Raw genomic sequence first — 19,295 nt, forward strand, 5'->3', positions numbered from 1 at the left:
TTCGCTCACTTCAATGGGCCTCGTCCCAGTTGTTGGCGGCGCGGGCGTCGACATGCAGCGGCACCGACATCGACACCGCCGGCATCGCCGCGTTCTCCATGATGTGACGCACGACGGGGATCGTCGCCTCGACTTCCGCCTCGACCGTCTCGAAGATCAGCTCGTCATGCACCTGCAGCAGCATGCGGGCCGACAGCTTCGCCTTCTCCAGCGCCTCGTCCATGCGCACCATGGCGCGGCGGATGATGTCGGCGGCGGTGCCTTGCAGGCGGGCGTTGATCGAGGCGCGCTCGTTGAACGCGCGGACCGAGGGATTGGAGGATCGGATGTCAGGATAGTGGATGCGGCGGCCGAAGATCGTTTCGACGAAGCCGTGCTCGCGGGCGTAGGCCTTGGTCTCCTCGATGTAGTCGCGGATACCGGGGAAGCGCTCGAAATACTTCTTGATGTAGTTGCTTGCTTCTTCGCGCGGGATCGACAGCTGGTTGGCGAGGCCGAAGGCGGAAATGCCATAGATGATGCCGAAATTGATCGCCTTGGCGCGACGGCGGACTTCCGAAGGCATTCCTTCTACCGGCACATTGAACATTTCCGATGCGGTGATGGCGTGGATGTCGGCGCCGTCGGCGAAGGCCTGTCGCAATTGCGGGATTTCGGCGACATGGGCGAGCACCCGCAATTCGATCTGGCTATAGTCGGCCGAAACCAGCCGATTGCCCTTGTCGGCGATGAAAGCGGTCCTGATCTTGCGGCCTTCAGCGGTGCGCACCGGGATGTTCTGCAGGTTCGGATCGGATGACGACAGCCGGCCAGTCGTCGTCGCCGCCAGTGCGTAGGAAGTGTGGACGCGCTTGGTGTCCGGATGGATGAAGCCGGGCAGCGCATCGGTGTAGGTCGATTTCAGCTTGGTCAGCTGGCGCCAGTCGACGATCTTGCGCGGCAGTTCATGGCCTTCGGCGGCGAGGTCTTCGAGAAGCTGCGCCGAGGTCGACCATTGCCCGGTCTTGGTTTTCGAACCCCCGGGCAGACCCATGCGGCCGAACAGGATGTCTCCAAGCTGTTTTGGCGAGCCGATGTTGATGCGCTCGCCGATGAGCTGATAGATTTCCTCTTCGAGGCGAGCGGCGCCCTGCGCCAGTTCGCCCGAGAGCCGCGACAGGATCTGCCGGTCGACGGAGATGCCGCGCTGTTCCATGCGCGCCAGCACCGGCACCAGCGGCCGCTCCAGCCGTTCATAAACCGACACCAGGCCCTTGGCGGCAAGCCGCGGCTTCAGCACCAGCCAGAGCCGCATCGTCATATCGGCGTCCTCGGCGGCATGAGCCGTCGCCCTGTCGATGTCGACCTGATCGAAACCGACGGAGCTTTTGCCCGAGCCGGTAACCTCCTTGAGCTGGAGAGGGGTGTGGCCAAGCCATTTCTCGGCAAGCGAGTCCAAGCCGTGACCATGAGGGGTGCCGGCATCGAGCACATAGGAGATCAGCATGGTGTCGTCAAAAGGCGCGACATCGATGCCGTAGCGGCTCATGATGACCAGATCGTATTTCAGGTTCTGTGCGATCTTGAGAACCGACCGGTCCTCCAGCAGCGGTTTCAGCACGGCCAGCGCCTCGCGAAGCTGGATCTGGTTTTCGACCGCGCCGCCCCCGAGCAGATCACCGTTACCGCTCTTGTGGGCAAAAGGAATGTAGGCGGCGCGGCCGGGCGCCGTGGCAATGGACATGCCGATCAACTCGGCCTGCATCGGATCGGCCGACGTCGCCCTCACATCGAAAGCGGCAAGGCCGGTCTCGGTTGCCTCGGCGACCCAGGCTTTCAAGGTCGCGACATCGCGGATGCAATGATAGGCTGACGTATCGATCTTGCGGGTGGCGGCGCTCTCCAACCGCAGTGCGGCGAGCAGGGAAGGGGTGTCGCCGCTGATGGGTTTGTCGGCGCCCGGGGCCTGGTTTGCCGCGCCGTCTTCGCCGGTCTGGGCAGGTCGGACGTTGGAAGTTCCCGCGCCGACATCGGGGCCATGCGCGGCGTCGGCACGCTCGACGGTCACCGCGACGGCCTGGACGTCGCCGGCCTCGGTGCCGGTCGCTTCCGCCACCCGGCGGGTCAGCGAGGTGAATTCCATGGTCTTGAGGAAGCCGATCAGCTTCGGTCCGTCCGGCGCGTGCAGGATGAAGTCGTCCAGACCCTCTGCCACCGGAACGTCGGCCTTCAGCGTCACCAACTGGCGTGAAATGCGCGCCTTGTCGGCGTTGGCGATGATCGATTCGCGCCTTTTGTCCTGCTTGATCTCGCCGGCGCGGGCCAGCAGCCCGTCGAGGTCGCCAAACTGCTGCAGCAACTGCGCCGCCGTCTTCGGCCCGATACCGGGCACGCCGGGCACATTGTCGACGGAATCTCCAGTCAGCGCCTGCAGGTCGACCATCTTTTCCGGCGGCACACCCCATTTCTCGATGACTTCCGGAATGCCAATCTGGCGGTCCTTCATCGGGTCGTACATGCCGACCGTGGCGCCGACCAACTGCATCAGGTCCTTGTCGGAGGAGATAATGGTGGTGTCGCCGCCCGCTTCCCGGGCCAGCCTGGCATAAGTGGCGATCAGGTCGTCGGCCTCGTAGCCTTCGATCTCGATGCAAGGCAGGTTGAACGCCCTGGTCGCCTGGCGGATCAGGCCGAATTGCGGGATCAGGTCTTCCGGCGGCGCCGAGCGGTTGGCCTTGTATTCGGGGTAGAGATCGTTGCGGAAGGTTTTCGAGGAATAATCGAAAATAACGGCGAAATGCGTCGGCACAATGCCTACATCGGTGTTGCGGGCATCCAGCATCAGCTTCCACAGCATGTTGCAGAAGCCGGAAACGGCGCCGACCGGCAGGCCGTCGGATTTGCGGGTCAGCGGTGGCAGAGCATGATAGGCACGGAAGATGTAACCGGAGCCGTCGATAAGGAAGAGATGATCGCCTTTTTTCATGTCGGCAGGGATAGCGCGGCTCGATGCTGCGGTCCATGCCAAAGGCGCCGGCACCCACCGGTTCCGGCAACACCCTGACAGAATGGCAGCGGCCGGACTGCTCACGCCCATGTTACAAAAGTGTAATTTTCATGCCCTTGAATCGCCACGTTCAAAGACCCAAATAAACGTGATCGGCAGTTTTCGCCGAAGTCCGGAGCAAGGCCCGTCCCCCGCCTATCCCGGACACCTGCGGCAGCCTATCCCCCCTCTCCGGGCTGCCGCATCGTTTCGAGTAGAAGGCCGCCGTGGTTCCCCCTCCACCACGGCGGTCTTTTTTTGTCGTTCGAGGGGCATTGCGCGCCTTGGTCCAATCGTCCCGGGCTTTTCGTTCGCCCAGTCTGCCTTTACGGTCCCGGCACTGAATCGAAAGGCTTCACAAATGTCCGCAGTTTCCCCCGTTCTCGATCGCCTCGACAAGAATCTCGACCAGAGCCTTGAGCGCCTGTTCGGCCTCCTCAGGATCAAGTCGATCTCCACCGATCCGGCCTATGGCGCCGACTGCCGCAAGGCGGCGGAATGGCTGGTGGCAGACCTCAAGCTGATCGGTTTCGACGCCAGCGTGCGCGACACGCCCGGATACCCGATGGTCGTTGCGCATCATGATGGACCAGCCGGCTCGCCGCATGTGCTGTTCTACGGCCACTACGACGTGCAGCCGGTCGATCCGATCGAATTGTGGGAAAGCGATCCGTTTTCGCCTGCGGTCAAGGAAATCGAGCCCGGCCACAGGGTGATCACCGGGCGTGGTTCGGCCGACGACAAGGGCCAACTGATGACCTTCGTCGAGGCATGCCGGGCCTGGAAGCAGGTGCATGGCAATTTGCCGTGCCGAATCACCATCCTGTTCGAGGGCGAGGAGGAATCCGGCTCACCGTCGCTGAAACCGTTCCTCGAAGCCAATGCCGACGAGCTGAAGGCCGATTTCGCGCTGGTCTGCGATACCAGCATGTGGGACCGCGACACGCCGTCGATCTGCGTCGGGCTGCGCGGAATGGTCGGTGAGGAGATCACGGTGAAGRCCGCCGATCGCGACCTGCATTCGGGCCTCTATGGCGGTGCCGCCGCCAACCCGATCCGCATCCTGGCCAAGGTTTTGGCTGATATCCACGACAAGGACGGCCACATCACCATTCCAGGCTTCTATGACGGCGTCGAGGAAACGCCGTCGCAGATCCTGAAATCATGGGAGACGCTTGGCGAGACGGCCGATATGTTCCTCGGACCCGTCGGCCTGTCGATCCCGTCGGGTGAGAAGGGCCGCTCGGTGCTGGAACTGACGTGGGCGCGGCCGACGGCCGAGTTCAACGGCATCATCGGCGGCTACACCGGCAAGGGCTTCAAGACGGTGATCGCGGCGGAAGCCTCGGCAAAGGTCTCGTTCCGCCTCGTCCACAAGCAGGACCCGGCCAAGATCCGCGCTGCGTTCCAGAAGTTCGTCAGGGAGCGCATTCCGGCCGACTGTTCGGTCGAATTCCACCCGCATGGCGGCTCGCCGGCAATCCAGCTTTCCTATGACTCGCCGTTCCTGGCCAAGGCCAAGAACGCGCTGTCCGACGAATGGCCGAAGCCGGCGGTGACGACGGGCGGCGGCGGCTCGATTCCCGTCGTTGGCGACTTCCAGACTTATCTCGGCATGGAATCACTGCTGGTCGGCTTCGGCCTCGACGACGACCGCATCCACTCGCCCAACGAGAAATACGAGCTGAGCTCCTTCCACAAGGGCCAGCGTTCGTGGGCGCGGATTCTGGAGGGGTTGACGCGCTGAGGTGGCGAGACCCCAGTTTTCCTGTTGATTTTTCAACGGATCGCGGCGAGGACGGGCCACGAGACAAAAGCGTTGCGGCACCCCCTTGCGCTTCAAGTGATGCCGCAGACTCGACCGGAGAAGACAATGGCCGACATCCGTTTCCACAAAAATGACCTGCCCGACCTTTCGCACTACAATGTCGGGGCGGTGGCCATCGACACCGAGACGCTAGGGCTCAACCCGCATCGCGACCGGCTGTGCGTGGTGCAGATTTCGCCGGGCGACGGCACAGCCGACGTGATCCAGATCGCGCCAGGCCAGAAGAAGGCGCCTAACCTTGTAAGCCTACTGAGAAATCGTGGCGTGACCAAGCTGTTCCACTATGGGCGCTTCGACCTTGCCGTGCTTTACAATGCGTTCGGGGTGATGCCCGAGCCGGTGTTCTGCACCAAGATCGCCTCGCGGCTGACCCGCACCTACACCGACCGGCACGGGCTGAAGGACATCTGCTTCGAGCTTCTCGGCGTCGGCCTGTCCAAGGCACAGCAATCGTCGGACTGGGCGGCCGAGACGCTGTCGCCCGAACAGCTCGAATACGCCGCTTCCGATGTGCTCTATTTGCACCGTTTGCGCGATGTGCTGGCCGGGCGGCTGGCGCGAGACGGGCGCACCAAGGAGGCCGATGCCTGCTTCCGCTTCCTGCCGACGCGTGCCAAACTCGACCTCATGGGCTGGGACGAAGAGGATATCTTCGCCCACAGCTGATGACCTTGTTTAGACTCTGCTGACCCGTTTGGAACCAGATGCAGGGCGCCGCGTTCTGTCGGCTGAGTCTGGTCTGTTCAAAGGGGGGACGACATGGCGGACAGAAAGCCGATAGCGACCGCGCCGACCGACGGTTCAAAGGTCTCCGTCACCTGGAAGGACAGCGACGGCGTCATCAACGAATCCATCGCGCAATATCGCGACGACGGCTGGTGGGTCTACACCGACAGTCATACGCAAAAGAAGGTCGAGCCGACCAGTTGGCGGCCTGCCGCAAGCGACGATGACGACCAATGAGCGCGCCGCTGGCGAGGCTGGCAGCTTTCGAATAGCCTGAAATGGTTGATATCGAGGCCGATTCGGAGCTTTCCGCTCCGCGCTCGCCTCTTGCTCGGAGGAAATCGTCATGGGTGTCGAAAGCCTACTCGTCTTCATCATCATTGGTGCCATCGCCGGCTGGCTCGCCGGTCTCATCGTGTCCGGCTTCGGTTTCGGCCTGATCGGCAACATCATCGTCGGCATCGTCGGCGCGTTCATCGCCGGCTGGCTGTTCCCGCGGATCGGCTTCTCCATCGGCGGCGGCGTTCTCGCAGCAATCATCCACGCCACGATTGGCGCCATCATCCTTTTGGTGCTGGTCAAGGTCCTGAAACGAGCTTGACGCTCGACAACCGAAAGAGCGCGCCATGAAACAGAATACGCTCTATCTCGTCATTGGCGCGCTCGTCGTCGTGGTCATCGCGCTCGGCATCTACGTCTATCGCGAGCAGACCAAACCGAAGGGCGTCGAGCTCAAGATCGACGACAAGGGCATCTCGATCCAGCAGAATTGATCGCATCGGACCGACGCCGACCGCCGTCGCCTTGTTGCGTAAACGGGCGGCGCTGATATGCCATTCCGGCCGATCCGCAAGCAATTGAATCCACATTGCTTCGATTTTTCTCGACTTAACCCGCCTTTAAACCGCCGCATCTACTCTTCAACCCGAACGCCATAGGCATCGGGGATATCAAGCACAGCGCATGGCGAACCGCAGAGACAGTCGCATCGAACCCAGTTTCGAGGGACCGCCGCAGGCGAAATCCTCGGCGGGTCTTTCGGTGAACGAGGAGGATCGCGTCTTGCCGAGCAACAGCAAAGCCTCCGCAAAACGCAAGCCGGCCAAGGGAAAATCGTCGCGCGGCGGGCGCGGCAGAGGCCGGCGCGGCCTGTTCGGCGTGCTCGGCCGGCTGTTCTACTGGTGCTTCGTGCTCGCCATCTGGGGCGGCATCGCGGCGGCCGGCATCGTCATCTACTACGGCGCCAAGATGCCGGCGGCGACAACCTGGTCGATCCCCGACCGCGCGCCCAACATCAAGATCGTCTCAGTCGACAACCAACTGCTCGCCAATCGAGGCATGAGCGGTGGCGAGGCCGTCGGCCTGCACGAAATGTCGCCCTATATCCCCGAGGCCGTCATCGCCATCGAGGATCGCCGCTTCTACTCGCATTTCGGCATCGACCCGATCGGGCTGTCGCGCGCGATGGTGACCAATCTGCTTGGCGGGCATTTCTCGCAGGGCGGTTCGACGCTGACCCAGCAATTGGCCAAGAACCTGTTCCTGACGCCAGACCGTACGCTGGAGCGCAAGGTGCAGGAGGTGCTGCTGGCGCTGTGGCTCGAGCACAAGCACACCAAGGACCAGATCCTCGAAATGTACCTCAACCGGGTCTATTTCGGTTCCGGCGCCTACGGCGTCGAGGCGGCCTCGCGCCGCTATTTCGGCAAGAGCGCGCGCGACGTCACCCTGTCGGAAGCAGCCCTGCTTGCCGGCCTGCTGAAGGCGCCGTCGCGGCTGTCACCGGCGCGCGATCCGAAGGCCGCCGAGGAACGCTCGCAGCTCGTGCTTGCCGCCATGCGCGACGAGGGCAAGATCAGCGCCAAGGAGTTGACTTCCGCGATGAGCGCGCCGGCGACGCGCGCGCCGTCGTACTGGACCGGCTCGGAGAACTACGTCGCCGACACCATCATGGAAGAACTGCCTGACCTGATCGGCGACGTGCGCGGCGACATCGTCGTCGACAGCACCGTCGACCTGACGCTGCAGAAACTCGCCGAACAGTCGATCCGCAAGCTGATCGACGACAGCGGCAAGAAGCTCAACGTCACCCAGGGCGCCCTGGTGTCGATCGACGATTCCGGCGCGGTGCGCGCCATGGTCGGTGGCTACGACTATTCGACCAGCCAATTCGATCGCGCCTCGGAAGCACGCCGTCAGCCCGGCTCGGCGTTCAAGCCATTCGTCTATATGGCCGCCCTCGAGGCCGGGCGCACGCCCGACAGCGTGCGCAACGATGCGCCGATCAAGATCGGCAACTGGACGCCTGACAATTACGGCGGCAAGTATTTCGGCAAGGTGACGCTGGCGACCGCGCTGGCAAAATCGCTGAATTCGGTCGCTGCCCAGTTGACCATGGAGGTCGGGCCGAACGCCGTCGTCGAGGCGGCACACCGAATGGGGATCCAGTCGGAGCTGCAGTCCAACACCTCGATCGCGCTCGGCACCTCGGAGGTGACGCCGCTGGAACTGACATCGGCCTACGTACCCTTCGCCAATGGCGGCTACAAGCCGGACATCCATTTCATCCGCCGCGTGACGACCACCGACGGCAAGGTGCTCTACGACAGCGGCAGCGGCAGCGCGCCGCGCGTCGTCAAGCCCGAGATCGTCGGCATGATGAACTCGATGATGACCGGCACAGTCGAGACCGGCACCGCCAGGAAGGCGGCTTTTGCTTGGCCGTCGGCCGGTAAGACCGGCACCAGCCAGAATTCGCGTGACGCGTGGTTCGTCGGCTACACCGCCAATCTCACCACCGGCGTCTGGTTCGGCAATGACGACGGCAGCCCGATGAAGAAGGTCACAGGCGGCGCGTTGCCGGCGCAGGCCTGGCACGAATTCATGGTCGCCGCGCATGAGGGCGTGCCGGTGCGGCCGCTGCCCGGCACCTGGAAGTCGACCCCCGCCGACACGATCGTGCCCGACGAGATACCTTCGGCAAACAACAGCCAGCCGGCGCCGATTCCGCCCGCGTCCGTTGGCCAACAGGCGCCGGCCGCGCAGGCTGCTGCGCCGGTCGCGCCTCCGCCAACCCCGGTCCGCGCCGTGCGTCCCGCCCAGACCGTTGATGCCGATGGCCTTGCCATGCCGGAGGACGAGGGCGCCACCGCTTCGATCAAGCATCCGGTGCCGCCCGGCAATGTCGGCGGTCCGCTGAAGAAGAAGCAGACCTCGATCCTCGACATCCTCGGCGGCGGCTAAGCTGCTCCGGAGGCCGGTCGGCTGTCGCTACCGATGGACGAGGCTGGAATGGACGACGTCAAAAGGGAAAAATTCAACCATTTGAGCTGGTGGCAATGGCTCTTGCTATTGTCGATGCCAGCGTGCGTTGTGGTGTTCAGGCATTTGCCGAACCTGCGTTTTTCTGATCCAGCGTATCTGTTCCACGAAAGAATAGGCGCGATCATCGGAACGGTCATTATTGGGTGTCTGGTACCTTATGGCATTGCCTGGGTCTGTGGGCACCTGATGCGGAGATCACGCGTCGGCTTCCAATGTGTTCTCTGGTTTTTGGCACCGGCAACTTTTCTTCTTAATCTCGCCCTGCTTTTTGATTGCCCGACCTGCTACTAGCGAGAAGGACGCTGGCCTGTCGGCTTCCCGGTCTCATGTCCGGTCGAATGGTGACATTTCGGCCTCTCGCTACGTCGGCGGCATTCGGCTACATCTGCCGACTGGAGACCCAAAATGGCTGAACTCGACACCCGAAAAACCATCGTGCTGACCGGCGCCAGCCGCGGCATAGGCCACGCCACGGTCAAGCGCTTTTCGCGCGAGGGCTGGCGCGTCATCACCTGTTCGAGGCAGGCTTTTGCCGAGGATTGCCCGTGGCCGGCCGGGCCGGAAGACCACATCAAGGTCGATCTCGCCGACCAGGAAGATGTCGGCATCGCGGTGTCGGAAATTCGGCACCGGCTGGAGTCGCATGGCGGCCAGCTGCACGCGTTGGTCAACAATGCCGGCATTTCGCCGAAGCTCAAGGACGGCAACAGCCGGATGGACTCGATCGATACGCCAATGCATGTCTGGCGCGACGTGTTCCAGGTCAATTTCTTCGCGCCGATCATGCTGGCGCGCGGTCTGTTCAAGGAATTGGCGGCGGCCAAGGGCTCGATCGTCAACGTCACGTCGATCGCCGGCACGCGCGTGCATCCGTTCGCCGGCACCGCCTATGCGACGTCGAAGGCGGCCCTCGGCTCGCTGACGCGCGAGATGGCGCATGATTTCGGCCCGCACGGCATTCGCGTCAACGCCATTGCGCCGGGCGAGATCGACACCGCGATCCTGTCGCCGGGCACGGACAAGATCGTCGAGACCATTCCGCTCAGGCGCCTTGGCACCACCGCGGAAGTCGCCGACATCATCTTCTTCCTGTGCTCGCAGCAGGCGTCCTATGTGACCGGCTCGGAAATCCACATCAATGGCGGCCAGCACGTGTGAGCGGCCGACTCAGGCTAGGGCTGCTCATCCGGTTATGGTGAGAACAGCCTTGCCGCTGATGCTGCGCTGTCGCAGTGCGTCGAGGGCTTGGGCGACGTCTGTCCACGGGACGGTCAAGACCACGCGCGTTTCGAGCCGGCCCGCCGCGACCATGGCGAGTAGCGAGGCGATATCCGCGCCAATGCCTGAACCGGAAGTGTAATACGCGAAAGTCTGAAGCCTCGCCCCCTCGTGACCCGGAACGAACTGGCGGAATCCGACTGGCGTGAGTTCGCCGCTGCTCGAGCCGAACATGACGATGGTCCCGCCAGGTGCGACGCGTTCGATCGCGTGTGCGAGGCTTTCGCCGCCGACTGATTCAGTGATCAGCGCAAACGGCCCCTCAGCCCGCTCGATGGACTCGACAACCTGCCCGGCTCCCAGGCGGCGGAGATCCTCGTCGTGTCGGGAGGCAGCGACCGCTGTCACCGAAGCGCCTTGCTGGCGGGCGATCTGGATCTGGAAACGCCCGACCGCACCGCTTGCACCGGTGATCAGGACCTGCTGGCCGGCCAGGTCACCGCCATGGCGCAAGGTCCGTAGTGCCGTCGTGCCCGCGACCGGAAGCGTGGCTGCGGAGGCCAAGCTGACGTCGTCCGGCAGGACGGCGAGACGGTCGGTTGAAACGGCGACACGTTCGGCCCAGCCGGCCTGGTCGACCAAAGCCGCGACCCGGGCGCCCGCGGCTGGCCCGGAGCCATCGGCTGCTGGGCGTTCGACAACCCCGACGATGTCCTGGCCGGGTATCCAGCCGTTCGGCCGAATGGCGAGCAGGCGCAGTTCGCCGCGGTTCAACGAGGTTGCGTGGACCGAGACAAGCGCCTCGTTCGAGGCCGGCTGAGGCTCGTCGAGCTCCGCGAGCTTCAGCCCGGCTGCGCTATCCGGAGAGATGGCCAGGGCGAGCATTGTTCATACCTCATTGCTGCGTGGTGGGCGCATAGCCTTGGGGCGGCTGCTAAGCATCGGTCTCGCTTGCGGGCAGATGGCCGCCGATCGAAGAACCCCGCAGCGCGCCTCAGACGTGCTCATTCACAAGCCGGAACCTATCGACTTTCCCGCTTGAATAATTTAGATATCAACGCAATCAATCGCTAAAAACAGTCAATCATGAGACAGCCTCTCCGCTACCCCTGGCTCGATTTCGATGTGGATGCGCTTTCCGAGCCGGCGATTGCCGTGCGCGTTGATGTCACCGAGACCAGAGCTGAGGTTCCCTCGCATTGGCACCGCAAAGGCCAGCTTATCTTCGCGCTCGGTGGTGGTGTCACCTGCCGCGTCCCCAGCGGCCTGTGGATGGTGCCGCCGCATTGCGGCGTGTGGATCCCCGGCAGTGTGGAGCACAGCAACATCGCTACCGCCAACGCCCGGATTTTCTTCGTGTACATCGAGCCGGGAGCCGCCGATCTGCCGGACCGGTGCTGCACGCTGTCGATCTCGCCGCTGCTGCGCGAACTGATCGTCGAGCTGGCCGATCACGGGCAGGACGACGATTCACGGAAGGCCGTTTTGACCACGGTTCTGCTCAGCGAACTGCCGCGCATGCCTGTCCAGCAGCTGCATATGCCGATATCGTCAGAGCCGCGCTTGAGGCGGATCGTCGATGCCTTGGCCGAGAATCCTGCCGACCGCAGCAATCTGGCAGAATGGGCCCGGCGTGTCGCTCTCAGCGAGAGCAGCCTGGCTCGCCTGGTGGTGAGAGAGACGGGCCTGAGCTTCGGACGCTGGCGCCAGCAACTGCATCTGATCGTCGCGATACGGGAACTGGCCTCTGGCGCGAGCGTGCAGCAGGTCTCGGCAGATCTCGGCTACGAGTCCGTGACGGCCTTCATCACCATGTTCAAGAAGGCGCTGGGCAAGCCGCCTGCACAGTATCTCAGCAGCGTTGCGCAGAATGGCGGCTCAGCATTCGTTGCGTGATCAATTCGATTGAGGGCGGACGGTTGAGGTCGACAGATGCAATCTGTCGCCGGCCATCGGCCAGTGGCGACCCGTTATCGTTCTGGATCGGCTCAGGCAGCGGACGGTTCAGAGGCCTCGGGGGGCTTGTGCCCAAGCACCTCTTCGACGATGCCGCGGGCGATCTCGCGCTCGCCCATGATGACCGTGTCGGCGCCGAGCCCCTTGAGGTGCTCGACCTCGGCGTCGGAATGGGCGCGGGCGATGACGTTGATGCCGGGGTTGGCGGCCCGCGCCCGCAGCACGATCTGGCCGGCCTCGAAGGCATTGGGGATGGCCAGGATCAGCCGCCTGGCGCCTTCAGGATTGGCGGCGGCGAACACTTCGGCATTCGCCGCATTGCCGGACACGGTCTCGATGCCGTCGGCCTTCAGCCTGGCCAGCGTCTTGTCGGCATCCTCGATGACGAGGAAGGGTAGGGCGGCCTCTTTCAGCGCCGCGCCGACGAGGCTGCCGACACGGCCATAGCCGATCAGGATGGCGTGGTTGGCGAGGGTTGTCCTGGGCGGCGGCCCATCTTCCCTGTTGGTCGTCGCCGCAACCGAGGCCACCTGGCCGGGTTCCGTCGCCGGACCGAGCGGCTTTGTCTCGACTGGCGGCGCCGTTCTGGCGGCGCGGGCTTCAAGCCATGGTTTCATCCAGTCGATGGCGAGGAACATCAGCGGGTTAAGGACGATCGACAGGATGGCGCCGGCTAGGATCAGGTCACGGCCTTGTTCGGGCAATAGTTTCAGCCCGACACCGAGTTCGGCCAGGATGAAGGAAAATTCGCCGATCTGGGCAAGGCTTGCCGAAATCATCAGCGCCGTGGCCAGCGGATAGCCAAAGGCAATGACGATGACGAATGCCGCAAGCGATTTGCCGATGACGATGATGGCGAGCGTCGCCAGGATCGGCCAGCCGTTGCTGATCAGGCTGAACGGATCGAACAGCATGCCGACCGAAACGAAGAACAGCACGGAGAAGGCATCGCGCAGCGGCAGCGATTCCTCGGCGGCGCGATGGCTGAGCTCCGACTCGCTCATGATCATGCCGGCAAAGAAGGCGCCCAACGCCAGCGAAACCCCGAACAGCTTGGCCGCGCCAAAGGCGACGCCAAGCGCGATGGCCAGCACGGCGAGCCGGAACAGTTCGCGCGAGCCGGTGTGGGCGACATAGTGGAGGATCCACGGGATGACCCGGCGGCCGACGACAAGCATGACGACGACGAAGGCGGCGACCTTGGCCAGCGTGATACCAACGACGCCCCAGATGCCGTAGCTGGCCGGCAGCGACAGCAGGCCGCTGACATGGGTGTCCGCCTGCTCCTGGCCGCCGAGCACGCCGGCAAGGGCCGGCAGCAGTACCAGCGCCAGCACCATGGCCAGGTCCTCGACGATCAACCAGCCGACGGCGATGCGGCCGCGCTCGGTCTCGATCATCCGCCGCTCCTGCAAGGCGCGCAGCAGAACCACGGTCGAGGCGACCGAGAGCGCCAGGCCGAAAACCAGGCCCGCGCCCATCGACCAGCCGAGCATCCAGGACAGCCCGGCGCCGAGTGCGGTGGCAAAGCCGATCTGGACGATGGCGCCAGGCACGGCGATGGCGCGCACCGACAGCAAATCCTTCAGCGAGAAGTGCAGGCCGACGCCGAACATCAGCAGGATGACGCCGATTTCGGCGAGCTCATCGGCAAGGCCGGCATCGGCGACGAAGCCGGGCGTGTTCGGCCCGACCAGCACGCCGGCTACGAGATAGCCGACCAGTGGCGGAATGCGGAAGCGATTGGCGAGAGCCCCGAAGACGAAAGCCAGCCCCAGACCGGCGACGATGGTGGCGATAAGGGGCGTGTCATGCGGCATTGTCTATGGAGCGCCTTTCGAACCAGAGATGTCGGATGTGCGCCGCCCGAAGCCGCCGCCTGTTTGCAATATGGTGGAAGGGGCGTCGACGATGCAACCCGCAAGCGCGCAAAATCGACGGCGAGAGGCGCAGAAAACAAATAGCCGTCAGATTCACGCAGATCAAGTCACCGCCTGATCGAAAAAGGGCAGCGATTTTGCTGCCCTGCATGGGTTTTGGTACAGGCGGCTTTAATCTACTAAATTGGTAGAATTTAGAAAAAACTGTTTTGAGATATTTTCCGTCGGGCGCTAAAAGAGGCGCAAATCAAGGCCTGCGGCAGCAGCTTGAATCCGCTCCATGTGCCAACGAGGAATATTTTTCTCTTGGCCGACAGGCTTTCAGAAAAGCGATTGCATCCCGACAAGCGATGCGCGAGTGCGTTCCTTCTGGTTTTTCGCGCCCGCGCGTAGAACTGCAGGCCTGTTCAGGATTACGCTCGCGTCCATGTCGCACACAACTCCCAAGCTCAATGCCTTCCCCATCTTCTTGCGGGTCGAAGGGCAAGCCGTGGCCATCGTCGGCGGCGGCGACGAGGCGCTGGCCAAGGCGCGGCTGATCGGGCAGTCGAGCGCGGTCCTGCGCATCATTTCCGAACACGCCGAGCCCGACCTGTTGGCCTTCATCGTTCAGGCTGGCGCGAACCATGTGGCCGCCACGTACGACGCGTCGCAGCTCGAAGGCGCGGTCATGGTGTTTGCCGCCAGCGGCGACGAGGAACTCGACCGCCGCGTGGCCGCGGACGCGCGCCGTCTGGGGATCCCGGTCAATGCGGTCGACCGGCCGGAGCTGTGCGATTTCTTCACCCCGGCGGTGGTCAACCGCGCGCCGGTCGCCATCGCCATCGGTACGGAAGGGGCGGGACCGGTGCTTGCCCAGATGCTGCGCAGCCGCATCGACCAGCTGCTGTCGCCGTCGCTTGGCCCGCTGGCAACGCTTGCCGCGTCGTTTCGCGGTGCTGCCGAGAAACTGCTGCCGAAAGGCAATGCCCGCCGCCGCTTCTGGAACGACTTTTTCGGCGGCGCGCCTGCCCATGCGGTGGACGCAGGCCAGCTGTCGCAGGCGCATGACGCCGCCGTCGATCTTCTGCTTTCAAACACGCCACCTTCGGGCCATATCGCGCTCGTCGGTGCCGGTCCGGGAGCCGAGGATCTTTTGACCTTGCGCGCCCACCGCCTGCTGATGGAAGCCGATGTCATTGTCCATGACGCGTTGGTGCCGGAAGCGGTCGTTGCCATGGGACGTCGCGATGCCGAGCGCCTGCCGGTCGGCAAACGCAAGGGCTGCCACACCAAGAGCCAGGCCGAGATCAATGCGCTGCTGGTCGAGCTTGGGCGCCAAGGCAGGCGTGTCGTGCGGCTGAAGTCGGGCGATCCGCTGGTGTTCGGCCGGGCCGGCGAGGAGATGGCAGCACTGCGTGATGCCGGCATCGCCTATGAGGTGGTTCCGGGTGTTACCGCAGCCTTCGCCGCCGCCGCCGATTTCGAATTGCCGCTGACCTTGCGCGGCGTTTCCTCGTCGATGGTGTTCACGACCGGCCACGACCTCAAGGGCAATTCACTGCCCGACTGGGCCAGGCTTGCCATTTCGGGCGCGACCGTCGCCGTCTATATGGGCCGCTCGGTGGCGGCCGAGGTTGCCGGCCGGCTGATCAAGGCCGGTCTGTCGCCCGATACGGCGGTGGCCGTGGTCGAAAATGCCAGCCTCGCCAATCGCCGCCGCTTCCACGGCACGCTTGCCGACCTGCCGTCGCTGGAGGCGCGTGCCGATCTTTCCGGCCCGGTCATGACCATCATCGGCGATGCGGTTGCCGGCGCCAACTTTGAACGGTCCGAGCCGCTCGCGGCTCACAGGCATGCAGGCGTGTCCGCAGCTGCCACTGAGGGAGTTCAGCAATGAAGATACTGACCGCCAACCGCCTCAGTGACGGTATTGCCGTCTGGTATGCCGATGGCGGCTGGGCCGAGACGGTAGACCATGCCGACCTCGCGCACGACAAGGCGGCCGAGGATCGGCTGGAGGCGATCGGCGCCAAGGCGTATGCCGACAACGAAGTGGTCGACGTCAATTTGATCGACGCCGATGTCGTCAACGGCAAGGTCGAGCCGGTGCGGTTGCGCGAGAAGATCCGTGCCGCCGGCCCGACCGTCCGCAACGATCTCGGCAAGCAGGCTGCCAAGCAGGCGACTCGGGCAGCTTAACAAGACACCAGGCATGGGCGGACGCGCCCTGAAAGACGAAGCATGTACCGTTACGATGAGTTCGACCACGATTTTGTCCAGGCCCGCGTCGCCGAGTTCAGCGACCAGGTCCAGCGCCGCCTTGCCGGCGAGATCACCGAGGACCAGTTCCGGCCGCTGAGGCTGATGAACGGCGTCTATCTTCAGCTGCACGCCTACATGCTGCGCATCGCGGTGCCCTATGGCACGCTGAACGGCAAGCAGTTGCGCATGCTCGGCCACATCGCCCGCAAATACGACAAGGGCTACGGCCATTTCACCACGCGCCAGAACATCCAGTTCAACTGGCCCGCGCTGTCGGATATTCCGGCGATCCTGGCGGATCTGGCAAGCGTCGAGATGCATGCCATCCAGACCAGCGGCAACTGCATCCGCAATGTCACCGCCGATCATTTCGCGGGCGCTGCCGCCGATGAGGTCGCCGATCCGCGCCCCTATGCCGAAATCCTGCGCCAGTGGTCGTCGGTGCACCCGGAATTCTCGTTCCTGCCGCGCAAGTTCAAGATCGCGGTGACTGGTGCCGAGCGTGACCGCGCCGCCATCCAGACCCATGACATCGGCCTGCACCTGAAGAAGAACGCCGCCGGCGAACTCGGCTTTGCCGTCTATATCGGCGGCGGCCAGGGCCGCACGCCGATGGTGGCCAGGAAGATCCGCGACTTCCTGCCGGAAGCCGACCTTCTGTCCTACTGCACGGCGATCCTGCGCGTTTACAACCTCTATGGGCGCCGCGACAACAAGTACAAGGCGCGCATCAAGATCCTCGTCCACGAGACCGGCGTCGAGGAAATCACCCGCCAGGTCGAGGCCGAGTGGCAGGAATTGAAGGACGCCGAGCTGAAATTGCCGGACGCTGATATCCGCGCCATCCAGGCCTATTTCGCGCCTCCGGCGCTCACCGACCGGCCGGACGGCGACGCAGCGGTTAAGCTGGCGCGCCTCGATTCGAAGAGCTTTTCCGATTGGCTCGACCAGAACGTGGTGACGCACCGCCATCCCGACTATGCGGCGGTGACCATTTCGCTGAAGGGCATCGGCGAGGTGCCGGGCGATGCCTCCGACAGCCAGATGGAAGCAGTCGCCGACATCGCCGAGAAATACGCCTTCGACGAGCTTCGTGTCAGCCATGAGCAGAACCTGATCCTGCCGCATGTGGCGCGCGCCGATCTCAAGGCGGTCCATGACGCACTGGTCGACATCGGGCTGGCGACGGCCAATTCCAACCTGATATCGGACATCATCGCTTGCCCGGGCCTCGACTATTGCGCGCTGGCGACGGCGCGCTCGATCCCGATCGCGCAGGAAATCTCGCGCCGCTTCGCCTCGCTGGAGCGGCAGCGCGAGATCGGCGAACTGAAGCTGAAGATCTCCGGCTGCATCAATGCCTGCGGCCATCACCATGTCGGCCATATCGGCATCCTCGGCGTCGAGAAGAAGGGCTCCGAGCTCTATCAGGTGACGCTGGGCGGCTCGGCCGACGAGAATACTTCGGTCGGCGAGATCATCGGTCGCGGCTTCAGCTCGGAAGAGATCACCGACGCCATCGAGCAGATCGTCGAGACCTATCTCGGCCTTCGGCTCAACCCACAAGAAAAATTCATCGACGCCTACCGCCGAGTCGGTCCCGCGCCGTTCAAGGAGGCGCTCTATGCTGGCGAAGCCAAGGCCGCTTGACCAGATCGTCGACGTCGTCGATGACGGCATAGCTGCGAAAGCGGCGGGGCTCGATGCGCTTTATGGCCATCTGACCCCGCTAGAGATCATCGAACGCTCGGCCCGCGAACTGTTCCACGACGAGATCGCCGCGGTGTCGTCATTCGGCGCGGATTCGGCCGTGCTGCTGCACATGATCTCCAAGATCGACCGGACGCTGCCGGTCATCTTCCTCGACACCGGCAAGCATTTCGAGGAGACGCTCAGCTATCGCGACGCGCTTGCCGCCGATTTCGGGCTGCCCAACATCCGGGTGATCAAGCCCGAAGAAGCAGCGCTCGAACGGATCGACCCGACGGGCAATCTGCACCAGAGCAATACCGACGCCTGCTGCGACGTGCGCAAGGTCGAGCCGCTGGCGCGTGGCGTTGCACCTTTCCGCGCCTGGTTCACTGGCCGCAAGCGCTTCCAGGCCTCGACCCGGGCAACGCTTCCTGTGTTCGAGGCGGTCGGCCCGCGCATCCGCATCAATCCGCTGGCGCACTGGACGACATCGGACCAGGCGGACTACATGCGCGCGCATGCGCTGCGCGAAAATCCGCTGGTCGCCTATGGCTATCTGTCGATCGGCTGCTTCCCGTGCACGCAGCCGGTGCAGCCCGGCGAGGACGCGCGCAGCGGCCGCTGGGCCGGTCATGCCAAGACCGAGTGCGGCATTCACCTGTCGGGACTGGAAAAGTCGCTGACCGACGCATCGCTCTAGGGTATGTGATATTCAGGTGATGCCGGCCTGCAAATGGCGGCTTCCTGCGCTTCCGGTGCTCACGTACTTTGGTACGCTCCGCTCCGGTTCTCGGAAGCCACCATTTTCGTCTCGGCCTGACCTGAATTTCAACACCCTGGGATTCTTTGGGCTTTAGGAATTTTTGATGACCGAACCGACCACACCGGAGACCCGCCTCTGGACCCCGACGGGTTTTCGCGAGGACGAGTGGGCTCATGCCGAAGGCGCGGACGCGCTGTCCGGCAATGGCCGCTTCATCCTGCCGCTGCAGGCGTTCCTCGCTCCCGACCCGGAGGTGCGCCGGTCCGCCAGGGAGCGGCTCGGTGTCGCGCTGCAGCCCGGCGACCAGCTCGAGAAGATCGCTGATCTGCTAGACCAATTGTCGCTGGTGGCGCTGGCCTTCCCGGCCTTCAGCGATGGCCGTTCCTTCTCCAAGGGCGAATTGCTGCGCAGCCGCTATCATTTCGAGGGTGCGGTGCGCGCCACCGGCCAGGTGCTGGTCGACCAGTTGCCGCATATGCTGCGGCTCGGCTTCGACGAATTCGAGATATCTAACCCGGTGCTGTTGAAACGGCTGGAAGAGGGCCGCACCGGCGGGTTGGGGCTCTACTACCAGCCAACTGCCATGCCGGAGCCCAGGGGACCAAAGTATTCCTGGCGGCGCGTTCGCGTCAGCTGACG

17 protein-coding genes are annotated in these 19,295 nt (G+C 63.9%); 14 read left to right on the forward strand and 3 right to left on the reverse strand.

Features of this window, described 5'->3' with window-relative positions; translation table 11 throughout:
- Nucleotides 1-10: 10 nt before the first annotated feature.
- Nucleotides 11-2,965, reverse strand: coding sequence for a DNA polymerase I (polA, locus tag AC1DZP_RS27815; RefSeq protein ID WP_477306957.1), 2,955 nt, complete (start codon nucleotides 2,963-2,965; stop codon nucleotides 11-13).
- Between the two features lie 421 nt (nucleotides 2,966-3,386).
- On the opposite strand from polA, the gene AC1DZP_RS27820 reads away from it, so the two are divergent.
- The 8 genes from AC1DZP_RS27820 (at nucleotide 3,387) to AC1DZP_RS27855 (ending at nucleotide 10,061) form a co-directional block, all read left to right on the forward strand.
- On the forward strand, nucleotides 3,387-4,772 hold the full coding sequence (locus tag AC1DZP_RS27820) for a M20/M25/M40 family metallo-hydrolase (protein WP_477306837.1): 1,386 nt from the start codon (nucleotides 3,387-3,389) through the stop codon (nucleotides 4,770-4,772).
- A 126-nt stretch (nucleotides 4,773-4,898) separates the two neighbouring features.
- Entirely contained in the window at nucleotides 4,899-5,519 is a 621-nt protein-coding gene (locus AC1DZP_RS27825; protein ID WP_095084743.1) for a ribonuclease D, read from the forward strand.
- A gap of 93 nt (nucleotides 5,520-5,612) precedes the next feature.
- Nucleotides 5,613-5,816: a hypothetical protein gene (locus AC1DZP_RS27830; protein ID WP_095084999.1), complete on the forward strand. Its 204-nt coding sequence runs from the start codon at nucleotides 5,613-5,615 to the stop codon at nucleotides 5,814-5,816.
- Between the two features lie 109 nt (nucleotides 5,817-5,925).
- Nucleotides 5,926-6,180: a GlsB/YeaQ/YmgE family stress response membrane protein gene (locus AC1DZP_RS27835; RefSeq protein WP_457153965.1), complete on the forward strand. Its 255-nt coding sequence runs from the start codon at nucleotides 5,926-5,928 to the stop codon at nucleotides 6,178-6,180.
- A 25-nt stretch (nucleotides 6,181-6,205) separates the two neighbouring features.
- On the forward strand, nucleotides 6,206-6,352 hold the full coding sequence (locus AC1DZP_RS27840) for a hypothetical protein (RefSeq protein ID WP_013529552.1): 147 nt from the start codon (nucleotides 6,206-6,208) through the stop codon (nucleotides 6,350-6,352).
- A 190-nt stretch (nucleotides 6,353-6,542) separates the two neighbouring features.
- Nucleotides 6,543-8,822, forward strand: coding sequence for a transglycosylase domain-containing protein (locus AC1DZP_RS27845; protein ID WP_477306839.1), 2,280 nt, complete (start codon nucleotides 6,543-6,545; stop codon nucleotides 8,820-8,822).
- A gap of 48 nt (nucleotides 8,823-8,870) precedes the next feature.
- Entirely contained in the window at nucleotides 8,871-9,194 is a 324-nt protein-coding gene (locus AC1DZP_RS27850) for a hypothetical protein (protein WP_477306841.1), read from the forward strand.
- Nucleotides 9,195-9,308: 114 nt separating this feature from the next.
- On the forward strand, nucleotides 9,309-10,061 hold the full coding sequence (locus AC1DZP_RS27855; protein WP_095084738.1) for an SDR family NAD(P)-dependent oxidoreductase: 753 nt from the start codon (nucleotides 9,309-9,311) through the stop codon (nucleotides 10,059-10,061).
- Between the two features lie 24 nt (nucleotides 10,062-10,085).
- Here AC1DZP_RS27855 and AC1DZP_RS27860 read toward each other — a convergent pair whose 3' ends face one another.
- On the reverse strand, nucleotides 10,086-11,006 hold the full coding sequence (locus AC1DZP_RS27860; protein WP_477306843.1) for a zinc-binding dehydrogenase: 921 nt from the start codon (nucleotides 11,004-11,006) through the stop codon (nucleotides 10,086-10,088).
- Between the two features lie 201 nt (nucleotides 11,007-11,207).
- On the opposite strand from AC1DZP_RS27860, the gene AC1DZP_RS27865 reads away from it, so the two are divergent.
- Nucleotides 11,208-12,017 (forward strand): AraC family transcriptional regulator, encoded by an 810-nt coding sequence (locus tag AC1DZP_RS27865; RefSeq protein ID WP_477306845.1) that lies wholly within the window; start codon nucleotides 11,208-11,210, stop codon nucleotides 12,015-12,017.
- Nucleotides 12,018-12,109: 92 nt separating this feature from the next.
- Here the strand turns inward: AC1DZP_RS27865 and AC1DZP_RS27870 are convergent, their stop codons facing one another.
- Entirely contained in the window at nucleotides 12,110-13,897 is a 1,788-nt protein-coding gene (locus AC1DZP_RS27870) for a cation:proton antiporter domain-containing protein (RefSeq protein WP_477306847.1), read from the reverse strand.
- A gap of 487 nt (nucleotides 13,898-14,384) precedes the next feature.
- Here AC1DZP_RS27870 and cysG point away from each other — a divergent pair, with 487 nt between their 5' ends.
- The 5 genes from cysG (at nucleotide 14,385) to AC1DZP_RS27895 (ending at nucleotide 19,293) form a co-directional block, all read left to right on the forward strand.
- Entirely contained in the window at nucleotides 14,385-15,836 is a 1,452-nt protein-coding gene (cysG, locus tag AC1DZP_RS27875; protein WP_477306849.1) for a siroheme synthase CysG, read from the forward strand.
- Nucleotides 15,833-16,138, forward strand: coding sequence for a DUF2849 domain-containing protein (locus tag AC1DZP_RS27880; protein WP_477306851.1), 306 nt, complete (start codon nucleotides 15,833-15,835; stop codon nucleotides 16,136-16,138). Before cysG ends, AC1DZP_RS27880 begins: the two co-directional genes overlap by 4 nt.
- 42 nt (nucleotides 16,139-16,180) lie before the next feature.
- Nucleotides 16,181-17,851 (forward strand): nitrite/sulfite reductase, encoded by a 1,671-nt coding sequence (locus AC1DZP_RS27885; protein ID WP_477306853.1) that lies wholly within the window; start codon nucleotides 16,181-16,183, stop codon nucleotides 17,849-17,851.
- Nucleotides 17,826-18,593: a phosphoadenylyl-sulfate reductase gene (locus AC1DZP_RS27890; RefSeq protein WP_477306855.1), complete on the forward strand. Its 768-nt coding sequence runs from the start codon at nucleotides 17,826-17,828 to the stop codon at nucleotides 18,591-18,593. Before AC1DZP_RS27885 ends, AC1DZP_RS27890 begins: the two co-directional genes overlap by 26 nt.
- 166 nt (nucleotides 18,594-18,759) lie before the next feature.
- Nucleotides 18,760-19,293 carry a DUF934 domain-containing protein gene (locus AC1DZP_RS27895; RefSeq protein ID WP_477306857.1) on the forward strand — a complete coding sequence of 178 codons (534 nt, stop codon included), beginning with the start codon at nucleotides 18,760-18,762 and terminating at the stop codon, nucleotides 19,291-19,293.
- The last annotated feature ends 2 nt before the right edge of the window (nucleotides 19,294-19,295 follow it).

Source organism: Mesorhizobium sp. P2_F8 (assembly GCF_056403655.1).